Source organism: Pseudomonas phenolilytica (assembly GCF_021432765.1).
GTDB classification, from domain to species: domain Bacteria; phylum Pseudomonadota; class Gammaproteobacteria; order Pseudomonadales; family Pseudomonadaceae; genus Stutzerimonas; species Stutzerimonas phenolilytica.
Genome location: NZ_CP058908.1, coordinates 487,877 through 502,632, shown reverse-complemented (window position 1 = coordinate 502,632; position 14,756 = coordinate 487,877). Strand labels below are relative to the sequence as shown.

The window sequence follows — 14,756 nt, the reverse complement described above, 5'->3', positions numbered from 1 at the left end:
ACCGGAACAAACCCACCCGCAAGGAGACCCCCGTCATGACCGCACCGGACCACAACCGCCGCCTGCTGCTGCAGGGCATCGGCGCCGGCCTCGCCCTGCCGGCCCTGGGCATCGCGCCCGCCATCATCGCCGCGCCGCGCGCGCGGCCACAGATGCTCGACGGTGTGCAGTCCGGCGAGGTCGAGGGCAACCGTGCGCTGGTCTGGAGCCGCTGCGACCGCCCCGGCCGGCTGATCGTCGAGTGGGATACGCGCAGTCGCTTCGGCAATCCGCGGCGCATGGTTTCGCCGGTCACCGACGCCAGCCTGGACTTCACCGCCCGCGTGGACCTGCGCGGGCTGCCGGCGGATCAGTCGATCTTCTACCGCGCGCGTTTCGAGGATGCCCGTAGCGGCCTGCTCAGCGAGCCCTGGTTCGGCCACCTGCGCAGCGCGCCGAAGCGCCCGCGCGACATTCGCTTCGTCTGGGGCGGCGACACCTGCGGGCAGGGCTATGGCATCAACCCCGACTTCGGCGGCATGCGCATCTACGAAACCATGCGCCAGCGTCGGCCGGACTTCTTCCTGCACAGCGGCGATGTGATCTACGCCGACGGGCCGATCCCCACCGAAGTGACCGCCGAGGACGGCAGCACCTGGCGCAACCTGGTCACCGAAGAGAAGAGCAAGGTCGCCGAGACGCTCGACGAGTTCCGCGGCAACTACCGCTACAACCTGCTGGACGAGAACCTGCGCGCCTTCAATGCCGAGGTGCCGCAGATCTGGCAGTGGGACGACCATGAAGTGACCAACAACTGGTCGCCGAGCAAGGTGCTGGATGACCGTTATCAGCAGGTGCGCGATATCGATACGCTGGTGCGGCGCGCGCGGCAGGCCTATCTGGAATACGCGCCGATGCGCATCGCGCGTGGCGACCGGCTCGGGCGCATTTACCGCAAGGTCAGCTACGGGCCGCTGCTGGAGGTGTTCGTGCTGGACATGCGCAGCTACCGCGGGCCGAACACGCACAACCTGCAGGCCGAGCAGGGCGCGGACACGGCGTTTCTCGGCCGCGAGCAGCTGGACTGGCTCAAGCGCGAGCTGCGGTCCTCGCGCGCAACCTGGAAGGTCATCGCCGCCGACATGCCCATCGGTTTGCACGTACCGGACGGCCCGCGCTGGGAGGCCATCGCCAACGGCAACGATGGCCCGGCGCTGGGCCGCGAACTGGAAATCGCCGAGCTGCTGACCTTCATCCAGCGCGCGCGGGTGCGCAACACCGTGTGGCTGACGGCGGATGTGCACTACTGCGCGGCGCACCACTATCACCCCAATCGCGCCGCGTTCCAGCAGTTCGAGCCGTTCTGGGAGTTCGTCGCAGGTCCCTTGAACGCCGGCAGCTTCGGGCCGAATCCGCTGGATGCCACCTTCGGCCCCGAGGTGGTGTTCCACAAGGCCGCGCCGGTGGCCAACAGCTCGCCGCGCGCGGGCTTCCAGTTCTTCGGCGAGGTGGAGATCGATGCGCAGACAGGTGCGCTCGACGTCAGCCTACGCGGCCTCGACGGGGCGGTGGTCTACAGCCAGACGCTGGAGCCCTGGCAGTCGGCCTGAGCCGACTAGCCGAGGAGGAAATTGCCGGCGCGCGGTTGGCCGTCCAGCGTCGGTACTTCGGCTTCGTCCTTGAGCTGCACGCCGGAGAGCTGGCGACGGCTGGCTTCGCGCAGCAGATAAAGCAGGCGGTGCGCGGCGAGGTTGTAGCTCAGGCCTTCCGGGCGGATGTTGGAGATGCAGTTGCGCTGCGCGTCGTGACGGCCGACCTGCGGCGCCCAGGTGAAATACAGCCCGAGGCTGTCCGGCGAGCTGAGGCCCGGGCGCTCGCCGAGCAGGATCACCACCATGCGCGCCTTCAGCCGCTGGCCGATTTCGTCGGCAATCGCGACGCGGCCTTGCTCGACCAGGCCGATCGGCCCGAGGGACCACCCTTCGGTGCGGGCCTGTTCGGCGATTTTCAGGGCCATCGGCACGGCATGGCGCTGCACGGCAAGGGCGGAGAGGCCGTCGGCAATCACCAGCGTGAGGTCGCAGCCTTCCTTCGCGTGCGCATCGAGGATGGCGGCGCTGGCTTCGTCGAGTCGGCGGCCGAGGTCCGGGCGCTGCAGATAGGTTTGCCGATCGGTGGCGGCGCTGTGCAGCTGCAGATGGGCGAGGCCGTGCTTGTCCAGTTCGGCGGCCAGCGCTTCGCAGTCCAGCGGCAGGTGCACGGCATCGCGGGCCTGCGCATGGGCGAACTGGAAGTCCAGCTGCGCGCTGGTGGGCAGGCTGACGCCAGCCCGGCCAAGGGCGATGCGTGCCGGGGTCAGCTGACGCAGGTGCTGCCAGGGGTTGTCGATGGTGGGCGAGCGGTCGGGCATGGCTACCTCGGAGCGTGGCGGTCAGGCGCGTGAACAGACGCGTGAGCAGACGCGTGGAAAAGACCTGCGGTCGTTTTCCACCCTACGGGGCCGGGTGAGGGCTTCGGCGTAGGGTGGAAAGCCGCGCAGCGTTTTCCACCTGGGGCTGGCCGAGACAGCAAGAGCGGCTTCATGCCAGCTGCTCCAGCGCCCGGCGAAACGGCTCGGGCAGCTCGCGGCCGAGCTGCAGGCGATTGCCGTCCTGCCGGAGTATCTGCATCTTCGCCAGCCATTCCTCGAACTCCGGCGCGGGCCTGAGGCCGAGCACCTGACGCACGTAGAGGGCGTCGTGGAAGGAGGTGGTCTGGTAGTTGAGCATCACGTCGTCCGAGCCCGGGATGCCCATGATGAAGTTGATGCCCGCCGTGCCGAGCAGGGTCAGCAGCATGTCCATGTCGTCCTGGTCGGCTTCGGCGTGGTTGGTGTAGCAGATGTCGCAACCCATGGGCACGCCGAGCAGCTTGCCGCAGAAGTGGTCCTCCAGCCCGGCGCGGATGATCTGCTTGCCGTTGTAGAGGTATTCCGGGCCGATGAAGCCGACCACGGTGTTCACCAGCAGCGGCTTGTAGCGGCGCGCGACGGCGTAGGCGCGGGCTTCGCAGGTCTGCTGATCGACACCGTGATGGGCGCCCGCCGACAGCGCGCTGCCCTGGCCGGTCTCGAAATACATGAGGTTGTCGCCGAGGGTGCCGCGCTTCTGCGACAGGCCGGCCTCGTAGCCTTCCTGCAGCGTTGCCAGGTTGATGCCGAAGCTGGCGTTGGCCGCCTCGGTGCCGGCGATGGACTGGAACACCAGGTCCAGCGGCGCGCCGCGGTTGATCGCCTCGATGGAGGTGGTGACGTGGGTGAGGATGCAACCCTGGGTCGGGATCTCGTAGCGACTGATCACGGCGTCGAGCATCTTCAGCAGCTCGCAGATGCCGGCGGTGCTGTCGGTGGCCGGGTTGATGCCGATCACCGCGTCGCCGTTGCCGTAGAGCAGGCCGTCGAGAATGCTCGCGGCGATGCCGGCGCCGTCGTCGGTGGGATGGTTCGGCTGCAGTCGGGTGGACATGCGTCCGGCCAGGCCGATGCTGTTGCGAAAGCGGGTGACGACGCGAACCTTCTGCGCCACCAGGATCAGGTCCTGCACGCGCATGATCTTCGACACCGCGGCGACCATCTCCGGCGTCAGCCCCGGTGCGAGGGCTGTCAGCGACGACTCGTCCGCCTCCTCGCCGAGCAGCCAGTTGCGGAAATCGCCCACGGTCAGGTGGCTGACCGGGGCGAAGGCGACGGCGTCGTGGCTGTCGATGATCAGCCGGGTGACTTCATCGCTCTCGTAGGGGATCAGGGCTTCTTCGAGAAAGCGCCTGAGCGGCACGGCGGCCAGGCACATCTGCGCCGCCACGCGCTCGGCGTCGCTGCCCGCCGCGACCCCGGCGAGCAGGTCGCCGGAGCGCGCCGGGCTGGCCTTGGCCATCACCTCGCGCAGATCGTCGAAGCGCCAGGTGGTGCCACCCACGCTGTGCGAGTACGTCATTGTCGGCCTCCTTCTTCAGTGCAACGACGCTTCGGCTTTCTCGATCGCGGCGAATTCCTCTTCGGGCGTACCGGCCACCAGGTGATGCCGGCTGTAGAGCGCGAAGTAGGCAATGAAGACGCCGTAGATGATCACCGCGCCGATGACCACGCGCGGGTCGACCAGAAAGCCCGCCACCACCGCGACGCACGCCAGAATCAGCGCCACGCCCGAGGTAAAGATGCCGCCGGGCGTGCGGTATGGGCGATGCAGGTCCGGCCGGCGCAGGCGCAGGGTGATGTGCGAGGCCATCATCAGCACGTAGGAGATGGTCGCGCCGAACACCGCGACGAGAATCAGCAGATCGCCCTGACCGGTCAGCGACAGGGCGAAACCGATGATGCCCGGGATCACCAGTGCCAGCACCGGCACCTTCTTGCTGTTGGTCAGCGACAGGTTGCGCGGCAGGTAGCCGGCCCGCGACAGCGCGAAGATCTGCCGCGAGTAGGCGAAGATGATCGAGAAGAAACTGGCGATCAGCCCGGCCAGCCCGACCAGGTTGACGAAGCCGCTCATCCACGTCGACGCGCCGTAGGCACTGGTCAGTGCCTCCACCAGCGGGTTGCCGGATTCGACCAGCGTGCTGGAGCCGGCGCCGCCGGGGCCGACCAGCAGGATCAGCCCGGCGAAGGCGGCGAGGATCAGCATGGCGCCGATCAGTCCGCGCGGCATGTCGCGCTGCGGGTTCTTGGTCTCTTCGGCCGCCAGCGGCACGCCTTCCACGGCGAGGAAGAACCAGATCGCGTAGGGAATCGCCGCCCAGATGCCGACGTAGCCGTAGGGCAGGAAATTGCTGGCGCCAGCAGCGGTGGTCGGCGCGATATCGAGCAGCTTGTCGACGGAGAAGTGCGGCACCATCGCCAAAATGAACACTGCGAGCGCCAGCGCGGCGATGGCGGTGATGATGAACATCAGCTTCAGCGCCTCGCCGACGCCGAAGATGTGGATGCCGATGAAGACGATGTAGAACGCCAGGTACACCATCCAGCCGCCGACGCCGAACAGCGACTCGCAGTAGGCGCCGATGAACACGGCGATGGCCGCCGGCGCGATGGCGTATTCGATCAGGATCGCCGTGCCGGTGAGAAAGCCGCCCAGCGGGCCGAACGCGGTGCGGGCGAAGCCGTAGCCGCCGCCAGCGGTGGGCACCATTGAGGACAGCTCGGCCAGCGAGAAACACATGCACAGGTACATGGTCGCCATCAGCAGCGTGGCGATGAACAGCCCGCCCCAACCGCCCTGGGCGAGGCCGAAGTTCCAGCCGGCGTAGTCGCCGGAGATCACGTAGGCCACGCCGAGGCCGACCAGCAGCACCCAGCCAGCGGCGCCTTTCTTCAGTTCGCGTTCCTGGAAATAGCTGCTGCCGACGGTTTCGAAATCGACGGTGTGTTGCGGGGGCGTTGAACTGCTGTGTTCGAGAGCCATGATCGTTCCTCGCAGGTGGTTGGCAACTCTCCCTAGCAAGCGTCATGCCCCGCGCCGCAAACCTGGCGGTTGCGGTGTTTTGTCAGCCAAGTCTGGCAGGAACGCACCTTTATCGAGCTTCGCGGCACCACGGCGGCGCTCGCAGGCGTCTTGTTTTAACCGGCGGCGGGCGCGGTGCCCGCCGCCTTCAGCCCATCAGAAGAAACCCAGCGGATTGATGTCGTAGCTCACCAGCAGGTTCTTGGTCTGCTGATAGTGGTCGAGGATCATCTTGTGCGTCTCGCGGCCGACGCCGGACTTCTTGTAGCCACCGAACGCGGCATGTGCCGGGTAGAGGTGGTAGCAGTTGGTCCACACGCGACCGGCCTTGATGCCACGGCCCATGCGGTAGGCGCGGTTGATGTCGCGCGTCCAGACGCCCGCGCCGAGGCCGAATTCGGTGTCGTTGGCCATCGCCAGCGCCTCGGCTTCGTCCTTGAAGGTGGTGACGCCGATCACCGGACCGAAGATTTCCTCCTGGAACACGCGCATCTTGTTGTTGCCCTTGAGCAGCGTCGGCTGGATGTAATAGCCGGTCGCCAGCGAGCCTTCCAGATGCTCCACGTCGCCACCGGTGAGCACCTCGGCGCCTTCCTCGCGGGCGATCTTGAGGTACGACATGATCTTGTCGAACTGCTGCTGGCTGGCCTGGGCGCCGACCATGGTCTCGGTGTCCAGCGGGTCGCCGCGCTTGATCTGCGCGACCTTCTTCATCACCGCTTCCATGAACGGCGCGTAGATCGATTCCTGCACCAGCGCGCGTGACGGACAGGTGCAGACTTCGCCCTGGTTGAAGAAGCCCAGCACCAGCCCTTCGGCGGCCTTCTCGATGAAGGTCGGCTCGGCCTGCATGATGTCCTCGAAGTAGATGTTCGGGCTCTTGCCGCCCAACTCCACGGTGCTCGGGATGATGCTCTCGGCGGCGCGCTTCATGATGTGCGAGCCGACCGGGGTGGAGCCGGTGAAGGCGATCTTGGCGATGCGCTTGCTCGAAGCCAGCGCCTCGCCGGCCTCGCGGCCGAAGCCCTGCACGATGTTGAGCACGCCCGGCGGCAGCAGGTCGCCGATGCATTCGAGCAGCACGGTGATGCCCAGCGGCGTCTGCTCGGCGGGCTTCAACACCACGCAGTTGCCGGCGGCCAGCGCCGGGGCGAGTTTCCAGGCGGCCATCAGGATCGGGAAGTTCCACGGAATGATCTGCCCGACCACGCCCAACGGTTCATGGAAGTGGTAGGCCGCGGTGTGCTCGTCGATCTCCGCCGCGGTGCCTTCCTGGGCGCGGATGCAGCCAGCGAAGTAGCGGAAATGGTCGGCCGCCAGCGGGATGTCGGCGTTCAGCGTCTCGCGCACGGCCTTGCCGTTGTCCCAGGTTTCGGTGATGGCGAGCTTTTCCAGATTGGCTTCGATGCGGTCGGCGATCTTCAGCAGGATCAGTGCGCGCGCCTGCACGCTGGTCTTGCCCCAGGCGTCGGCGGCGGCATGCGCGGCGTCCAGCGCCTTTTCGATATCGGCGGCGTCGGAGCGCGGGAACTCGGCGATCGGCTGGCCATTGACCGGCGACAGGTTGGTGAAGTACTGACCGCCGACCGGCTCGACGAACTGACCGTTGATGTAGTTGCCGTAGCGGGGTTTGAACGTGACCAGGGCACCCTCGGTGCCGGGATGGGCGTAACGCATGGTGAGTCTCCGGTTCTTGCAAGGGTCGTGAAAACGGCGGTCGTTTCAGCGTAGATCAGCTTCAGGCAGTCTGCGACCGAGCCGACATTCGGGTGCGGCGCCGCCGTCGAGCGGCCGATGCGGCGCGGCGCTGTGCTAATCTGCCGCGCAGTTTCCGGCCCCTGCCGGCCGCCCCCGACGGGCGTCGCGCAGGCATTGCAGAGGTCTTCAATGCACATCCATATTCTCGGCATCTGCGGCACCTTCATGGGTTCGCTCGCGGTGCTGGCCAAGGAGCTTGGCCATCGCGTCACCGGTTCCGATGCCAACGTCTATCCGCCGATGAGCACGCAGCTCGAAGCCCAGGGCATCGAGCTGATGCAGGGTTACGAACCGGCGCATCTGCAACCCGCGCCCGATCTGGTGGTGGTGGGTAACGCGCTGTCACGCGGCAACCCGGCGGTCGAGTACGTGCTGAACAAGGGCATGCCCTATGTCTCCGGCCCGCAGTGGCTGGCCGATCACGTGCTGCAGGGCCGTTGGGTGCTGGCCGCCGCCGGCACCCATGGCAAGACCACCACCAGCAGCATGCTGGCCTGGGTGCTGGAGCATGCCGGCATGAGTCCGGGCTTCCTCATCGGTGGGGTGCCGCAGAACTTCGGCATCTCGGCGCGGCTGGGCGACACGCCGTTCTTCGTGGTCGAGGCGGACGAATACGACAGCGCCTTCTTCGACAAGCGCAGCAAGTTCGTCCACTACCGCCCGCGCACCGCGATCCTGAACAATCTGGAATTCGACCACGCGGATATTTTTCCGGATCTCGCCGCCATCGAACGGCAATTCCACCATCTGGTGCGCACCGTGCCGGGTGAGGGGCTGATCATCCATCCCGCGTCGGAAACGGCGCTCAAGCGCGTGATCGGCATGGGCTGCTGGACGCCGGTGCAGACCACCGGCGAGGGTGGCCAGTGGCAGGCCCGGCTGCTCCGCGAGGACGGTTCGCGCTTCGAGGTGAGCTTCGACGGCGCCGTGCAGGGCGTGGTGGAGTGGGAGCTGACCGGCCGGCACAACGTCAACAACGCGCTGGCCACGCTGGCGGCGGCGCGGCATGTCGGCGTGGTGCCAGAGCTGGCGATTGCCGGGCTTTGCGCCTTCAAGAGCGTCAAGCGGCGCATGGAGAAGGTGGCTGAAGTGCGCGGTGTGACCATCTACGACGACTTCGCTCATCACCCGACCGCCATCGCCACCACCCTCGACGGCTTGCGCAAGCAGGTCGGCACGACGCCGATCATCGCCATCATCGAGCCGCGCTCGAACTCGATGAAGCTCGGCGCGCATCGCGAGGGATTGGCCGAATCGGTGGCGCTGGCCGATCAGGCGATCTGGTATGCGCCGGCCAATCTCGGCTGGGATCTGGCCGCGACCGTCGCCGACTCGCCGGTACCGACCGCCGTCTGTGATTCGCTGGAGGCGATCATCGCCAAGGTCAAGGCCGACGCCACGCCGGGTACGCAGGTGGTGGTCATGAGCAACGGCGGGTTTGGCGGGCTGCACGGCAAGTTGGCTGGCGCACTGGCGTAACGGTGGAAAACGCTTCGCGGTTTTCCACCCTACGGGGACCGTGGGTAGGGTGGAAATCGCCGCAGGCATTTCCACGCGAATGGCATCAGGAGCAAATTGAATGAGCGGACCGGAACGCATCACTTTGGCCATGACCGGCGCCTCCGGCGCGCAGTACGGTCTGCGCCTGCTCGATTGCCTGATCCAGGAAGACCGCGAGGTGCACTTCCTGATCTCCAAGGCCGCACAGCTGGTGATGGCCACCGAAACCGATGTGGTGCTGCCGGCCAAGCCGCAGGCCATGCAGGCGTTCCTCTCCGAGTACACCGGTGCCGCCGCCGGGCAGATCCGTGTGTTCGCCAAGGAAGACTGGATGGCCCCACCGGCTTCCGGCTCGGGCGCGCCGACCGCCATGGTGGTGGTGCCCTGTTCCACCGGCACGCTGTCGGCAATCGCCACCGGCGCCTGCAACAACCTGATCGAGCGTGCCGCCGACGTCACCCTCAAGGAGCGCCGCCAGCTGATCCTGGTGCCGCGCGAGGCGCCGTATTCGAGCATCCATCTGGAGAACATGCTCAAGCTGTCGAATCTGGGCGCGGTGATCCTGCCGGCCTCGCCAGGCTTCTATCATCAGCCGCAGACCATCGACGATCTGGTGGATTTCGTCGTCGCGCGCATCCTCAACCTGCTCAATATCCCGCAGGACATGCTGCCGCGCTGGGGCGAGCACCATATCGTCAGCGACGACTGAGATGATCGGGCGAGCGCTGCTGTCCTTGTTCGCCCTGATGCTGCTCGGCGGCTGCGCCACCGTGCGCACGCTGGATGCCGCCAAGCCTGGGGCGCCGATCATCTATTCCGGCACCCGCCTGGATTGGTACAGCCTTCACGGCGGCTGTTGCCCGCTGGAGCGCTTCGGCGCCGAGGCGCCACGGCATGCGGCGCTCGACCTGCCGGCCAGCGCGGTGCTGGACACGCTGCTGCTGCCATTTGCGGTGGCGGCCGAGCTGGGTGTCGGCCTGGGCGTGCGTGGCGGTCTCTGAGGCGTAACTGATCCAGGTCCAGGCCGGTTGATGGCGCGACAGGCATAATCCGGCCGAAGCCCTTGGCGCAAGGAGAGCAGGAGTGAAAGAGCAGGCCCAGTTCCACATGAGCTACTGGTTGATCGCCATCCTGGCTTTCATCGGTATCCAGTACCTGCTGTCGGCGCAGCAGGAGATCGCCACCATCCCCTACAGCGAATTCGAGCAGCATCTCAAGGACGGCCGCGTGGAGTCGCTGGCGATTACCGAGCGGCGCATCGAGGGCACGCTCAAGGAGCCGCTGCCGGGCGGCCAGCGCCGCTTCATCGCCAATCGCGTCGAGCCGCAGCTGGCCGAGCATCTGCAGCAGTTTCCGGTGCGCTACACCGGCAAGGTGGAAAGCACGCTGATGCGCGACCTGCTGTCGTGGATCGTCCCGGCGGCGCTGTTCTTCGGTATCTGGCTGTTCCTGCTGCGGCGCATTGGCAGCGGCATCGGCGGTGGCGGCATGATGCAGATCGGCAAGAGCAAGGCGCGGGTCTACGTCGAGACCGACATGAAGGTGAGCTTCGCCGATGTCGCCGGCGTCGACGAGGCCAAGGACGAACTGAAGGAAATCATCGAGTTCCTGCGCGATCCGCAAACCTACGGCCGTCTCGGTGGACGCATGCCCAAGGGTGTGCTGCTGGTCGGCCCGCCGGGTACCGGCAAGACACTGCTGGCGCGCGCGGTGGCCGGCGAGGCGCGGGTGCCGTTCTTCTCCATTTCCGGTTCGGAGTTCGTCGAGCTGTTCGTCGGTGTCGGTGCCGCGCGTGTGCGCGACCTGTTCGAGCAGGCGCGCGCGCAGGCGCCGGCGATCATCTTCATCGACGAGCTGGATGCCCTCGGCCGCGCCCGCGGTGCCGGGCCGCTGTCCGGCGGGCACGACGAGAAGGAGCAGACGCTCAACCAGCTGCTGGTGGAGATGGACGGCTTCGACACGTCCAGCGGCCTGGTGCTGCTGGCGGCCACCAACCGCCCGGAAATCCTCGACCCGGCGCTGCTGCGTGCCGGGCGTTTCGACCGTCAGGTGCTGGTGGACCGGCCGGACAAGGTCGGGCGGGTGCAGATTCTCCACGTGCACCTGAAGAAGTCGAAGCTGGGCGCCGATGTCGATCCGCAGGCCATCGCCGCGCTGACGCCGGGCTTCACCGGTGCCGATCTGGCCAACCTGGTCAACGAGGCGACGCTGCTGGCCACCCGGCGCAATGCCGAGGCGGTAGGCATGGAGGATTTCAACGCCGCCATCGAGCGCATCGTCGCCGGCCTGGAGAAGCGCAACCGCCTGCTCAACCCGCGCGAGCGCGAGATCGTCGCCTACCACGAGATGGGCCACGCGCTGGTGGCCATGGCGTTACCGGGCGTCGATCCGGTGCATAAGGTGTCGATCATCCCGCGCGGCATGGGCGCGCTGGGCTACACCATCCAGCGACCCACCGAGGATCGCTTCCTGATGACCCGCGAGGAGCTGGAAAACAAGATGGCGGTGCTGCTCGGCGGGCGCGCCGCCGAGTGGCTGGTATTCGGTCATCTGTCCACTGGCGCGGCGGACGATCTGGCGCGCGTCGCCGACATCGCCCGCGCGATGGTCACGCGCTACGGCATGTCCAGGCGCCTCGGCCATCTTGCACTGGAGCGCGAGCCCAATTCGTTTCTCGGTAGCGAGGCGCTGCTCGGCTTGAAACCGCAGCACGATTACGCGGAAAGCACCGCGACGGCGATCGATGAGGAGGTGCAGGAGCTGGTGCAGTCCGCCTTCCAGCGCAGCCTGACGTTGCTCGAGGCGCGGCGCGAACTGCTCGAACGCTGCGCCCGCCAGCTGCTGCAGCAGGAAACGCTGGATGCCGAGGCACTGCGCGCGCTGAGCGCGGCGCAGCCGGCACCGCACGTCTAGCGGTGGTCGGGCGCTAGCGCTCAGCCGCCTGACGCTGAGCATGTTGCGCCAGCGCCCACTCGACATGCTCGCGCACCAGCTCGGAAGGATCGTCACGCCGCGCCTCGAGCGCCTCCAGTACCGGAATGCTCGACGGCGCATTGCCCAGGCCCACTGCCAGGTTGCGCAACCAGCGCTCGTAACCGGCGCGGCGCAGCGGTGAGCCTTCGGTGCGGCTGAGAAATTCCTCTTCGCTCCAGCGGAACAGTACCGCCAGGTCGGCGTTGTCCAGGCTGTGGCGCGGCTGGAAATCATGCTGCTCGGTCGGCCGCGCGAAGCGGTTCCACGGACAGACGATCTGGCAGTCGTCGCAGCCGAACACGCGGTTGCCGATCTTGTCGCGCAGCTCGACCGGGATCGGCCCTTTCAGCTCGATGGTCAGGTAGGAAATGCAGCGCCGCGCATCCAGCAGCCGCTCGCCGACGAAGGCCTCGGTCGGGCAGACATCGAGACAGGCGTGGCAGCTGCCGCAGTGGTCGCGCGTCACCGGCTCGTCGACCGGCAGGGCGATGTCGACGAACAGCTCGCCGAGGAAGAACCAGCTGCCGGCCTTGCGGTTCAGCAGCAGGGTGTTCTTGCCGATCCAGCCGAGCCCGGCCTGTTGCCCGGCGGCCTTTTCCAGCACCGGTGCGCTGTCGACGAACGCGCGAAAGCCCAGCGGCCCGACCACCTGCTGGATGCGCTCGGCCAGTTGCTGGATGCGTTTGCGGATCAGCTTGTGGTAGTCGCGGCCCAGTGCGTAGCGCGAGACATAGGCCTTCTCCGGATTGGCCAGCTGCTGGGTCATGCGCGTGTCGCCAGGCAGGTAATCCATGCGCAGCGAGATCACCCGTAGCGTGCCCGGCACCAGCTCGTCCGGTCGCGAGCGCTTGCTGCCGTGCGCGGCCATGTAATCCATCTCGCCCTGATAACCGGCCGCCAGCCAGGCATCCAGGTGCGCTTCATGCTCGCCGAGATCGACGCCGGTGATGCCGACCTGCTGGAAGCCGAGCTCGCGGCCCCACTCCTTGATGGACTGGGCGAGGGCGGCGGCGTCGAGGGCGGGGCTGGGCATCGGAGAGTACGGCGGCGTGGCGGGCGGGTGCGTATAATTCTGCCAGACATTCCGCCGCGATGATCCCAGCACCGATGACCGATTCCCTGCCCGTCGCCCTGTACACCGCCGCCCAGGTGCGCGAACTCGATGCGCGCCTGATCGCTGCCGGCACTCCCGGTTTCGAGCTGATGCAGCGTGCCGCCCATGCCGCCTGGCGCGCCCTGCGTCGGCGCTGGCTGGATGCCGGGGCGGTCACCGTCCTGGCCGGGCGTGGCAACAATGCCGGCGACGGCTATCTCGTCGCAGCCTTGGCGCAGCGCGCCGGCTGGCAAGTCCGGGTGCTGGCGGTGGGGGATGTCCAGGCCTTGCAGGGCGATGCTGCGCAGGCGCTGGCCGAAGCGCGGGCGTGCGGCGTGAGCATCGAACCCTGGCATGCCGCGGCGGCATTGCAGGGCGTGCTGGTGGATGCATTGCTCGGAACGGGGATTTCCGGCGCGGTGCGTGAGCCCTTTGCCGGAGCCATCGCGACGATCAACGCTAGCGGCCTGCCGGTGCTGGCCATCGATCTGCCCAGCGGGCTCTGCGCCGATACCGGACAGGTGCTCGGGCAGGCAGTGCGTGCCGATCTGAGTGTCACCTTCATCGGCCTCAAGCTCGGCTTGTTCACCGCCGACGGCCCCGATCGCGTCGGTACGCTGGTGTTCGATGATCTGCAGGCCGATCCGGGAATCGTCGCGCAGGTGGCGAGCGAGGCCGTGCGCCTCGATCACGGCTCGCTGGCGCGGATCGCGCCCCGTTCGCCGACCGCGCACAAGGGCAGCTTCGGGCAGGTGCTGGTGATCGGTGGCGATCTGGGCACTGGCGGCGCGGCATTGCTCAGCGCCGAGGCAGCATTGCGTGGCGGCGCCGGCATGGTGAGCCTGGCGACCCGGCCGGAGCATGTCACCGCTTCGCTGGTGCGTCGTCCGGAGATCATGTGCAGCGGCGTGGAGTCGACCTACAGCCTGACGACGCTCGTCGAGCGCGCCGATGTGTTGGTGGTCGGCCCCGGGCTTGGTCAGGCCCCTTGGGGACGCAGCCTGCTGTCGCTGGCGGCGCAGAGCGGACTGCCGCAGGTGTGGGACGCCGATGCGCTGAACCTGCTGGCGGCCGGTGGCGTCCAACTGCCGACCGGCTGCGTGATCACGCCGCATCCGGGCGAGGCGGCGCGGTTGCTGCAATGTACGGTCGCCGAGGTACAGGGCGATCGTCCGGTGGCAGCGCGCGAACTGGCCCGGCGTTATGCCTGCGTGGCGCTGCTCAAGGGCGCTGGCACGCTGATCGCCGCGCCGGACGGACGGCTGGCGCTGTGCGACCGCGGCCATCCGGCGATGGCCAGTGCCGGCCTCGGCGATGTGCTGGCCGGGCTGATCGGCGCGCTGCTGGCGCAGGATCTCGCGCCCTTCGACGCGGCCTGCCTGGGCGCCTGGCTGCATGCTGCGGCCGGCGAGCGCCTTGGTGAGCAGGGCCGGGGGCTCGCCGCCGCCGATCTGATTCCCGTGATCCGTCAGTTGCTCGAGGAGCAGTCGCCATGCCTGAAGTGACGCTGTACGCCGAAGACGAGTCGGCCATGCTCGCCTTGGGCGCGCGGATCGCGCAGGCGACCGGTGGGCGCGGAGTGATCTATCTGCATGGCGATCTCGGCGCCGGCAAGACCACGCTGTCGCGCGGGCTGATCCGCGGCTTCGGCCACGAGGGCAAGGTCAAGAGTCCGACCTTCACCCTGGTCGAACCTTACGAGATTGGCGACGTGCGGGTGTTCCACTTCGATCTGTACCGCCTGGTCGATCCCGAGGAGCTGGAGTTTCTCGGTATTCGCGACTATTTCGAAGGGAGCGCGCTGTGCCTGGTCGAGTGGCCGGAACGCGGTGCCGGCGTTTTGCCAAAGACCGACCTTGACATTACCATTACGCCGCATGGGGCCGGCCGTACGCTGCGCCTGTCGCCGCGGGGCGAACGCGGTGACGCCTGGTGCGTCGTCCTGAGCGCCGGAAATCAATGAAACGCATGAGGTTGGG

Annotated in this window: 12 protein-coding genes; 7 read left to right on the top strand and 5 right to left on the bottom strand. The window is 67.5% G+C overall.

What is annotated here, in order from left to right; all coding sequences use genetic code 11:
* The first annotated feature begins 35 nt into the window (after window positions 1–35).
* Window positions 36–1,589: an alkaline phosphatase D family protein gene (locus tag HU825_RS02450; protein WP_234302826.1), complete on the top strand. Its 1,554-nt coding sequence runs from the start codon at window positions 36–38 to the stop codon at window positions 1,587–1,589.
* A gap of 5 nt (window positions 1,590–1,594) precedes the next feature.
* Here the strand turns inward: HU825_RS02450 and eutC are convergent, their stop codons facing one another.
* The 4 genes from eutC to exaC form a co-directional block, all read right to left on the bottom strand.
* Window positions 1,595–2,389: an ethanolamine ammonia-lyase subunit EutC gene (gene eutC, locus HU825_RS02445; protein ID WP_234302825.1), complete on the bottom strand. Its 795-nt coding sequence runs from the start codon at window positions 2,387–2,389 to the stop codon at window positions 1,595–1,597.
* Between the two features lie 169 nt (window positions 2,390–2,558).
* Entirely contained in the window at window positions 2,559–3,950 is a 1,392-nt protein-coding gene (locus tag HU825_RS02440) for an ethanolamine ammonia-lyase subunit EutB (protein ID WP_234302824.1), read from the bottom strand.
* 15 nt (window positions 3,951–3,965) lie between these two features.
* The gene (eat, locus tag HU825_RS02435; protein ID WP_043297655.1) at window positions 3,966–5,414 is read right to left on the bottom strand and encodes an ethanolamine permease; all 1,449 of its coding nucleotides are present in this window, start codon (window positions 5,412–5,414) and stop codon (window positions 3,966–3,968) included.
* A 195-nt stretch (window positions 5,415–5,609) separates the two neighbouring features.
* Window positions 5,610–7,130, bottom strand: a complete 1,521-nt coding sequence (exaC, locus tag HU825_RS02430) for an acetaldehyde dehydrogenase ExaC (protein ID WP_008567986.1) — start codon at window positions 7,128–7,130, stop codon at window positions 5,610–5,612.
* 210 nt (window positions 7,131–7,340) lie between these two features.
* Between exaC and mpl the strand changes: the two genes are divergently transcribed.
* The 4 genes from mpl to ftsH all read left to right on the top strand — a co-directional run bounded on the left by mpl (window position 7,341) and on the right by ftsH (window position 11,624).
* Window positions 7,341–8,690, top strand: a complete 1,350-nt coding sequence (mpl, locus tag HU825_RS02425) for a UDP-N-acetylmuramate:L-alanyl-gamma-D-glutamyl-meso-diaminopimelate ligase (protein WP_234302823.1) — start codon at window positions 7,341–7,343, stop codon at window positions 8,688–8,690.
* A gap of 100 nt (window positions 8,691–8,790) precedes the next feature.
* Window positions 8,791–9,420: a flavin prenyltransferase UbiX gene (gene ubiX, locus HU825_RS02420; RefSeq protein WP_017246067.1), complete on the top strand. Its 630-nt coding sequence runs from the start codon at window positions 8,791–8,793 to the stop codon at window positions 9,418–9,420.
* A gap of 1 nt (window position 9,421) precedes the next feature.
* On the top strand, window positions 9,422–9,712 hold the full coding sequence (locus HU825_RS02415) for a YceK/YidQ family lipoprotein (protein ID WP_138300461.1): 291 nt from the start codon (window positions 9,422–9,424) through the stop codon (window positions 9,710–9,712).
* An 82-nt stretch (window positions 9,713–9,794) separates the two neighbouring features.
* On the top strand, window positions 9,795–11,624 hold the full coding sequence (ftsH, locus tag HU825_RS02410) for an ATP-dependent zinc metalloprotease FtsH (protein WP_043297649.1): 1,830 nt from the start codon (window positions 9,795–9,797) through the stop codon (window positions 11,622–11,624).
* Window positions 11,625–11,637: 13 nt separating this feature from the next.
* Here ftsH and queG read toward each other — a convergent pair whose 3' ends face one another.
* Window positions 11,638–12,717: a tRNA epoxyqueuosine(34) reductase QueG gene (queG, locus tag HU825_RS02405; protein WP_008567980.1), complete on the bottom strand. Its 1,080-nt coding sequence runs from the start codon at window positions 12,715–12,717 to the stop codon at window positions 11,638–11,640.
* 74 nt (window positions 12,718–12,791) lie between these two features.
* On the opposite strand from queG, the gene HU825_RS02400 reads away from it, so the two are divergent.
* The gene (locus HU825_RS02400; RefSeq protein ID WP_234302822.1) at window positions 12,792–14,282 is read left to right on the top strand and encodes an NAD(P)H-hydrate dehydratase; all 1,491 of its coding nucleotides are present in this window, start codon (window positions 12,792–12,794) and stop codon (window positions 14,280–14,282) included.
* Entirely contained in the window at window positions 14,270–14,740 is a 471-nt protein-coding gene (tsaE, locus tag HU825_RS02395; protein ID WP_234302821.1) for a tRNA (adenosine(37)-N6)-threonylcarbamoyltransferase complex ATPase subunit type 1 TsaE, read from the top strand. Before HU825_RS02400 ends, tsaE begins: the two co-directional genes overlap by 13 nt.
* Window positions 14,741–14,756: the final 16 nt, after the last annotated feature.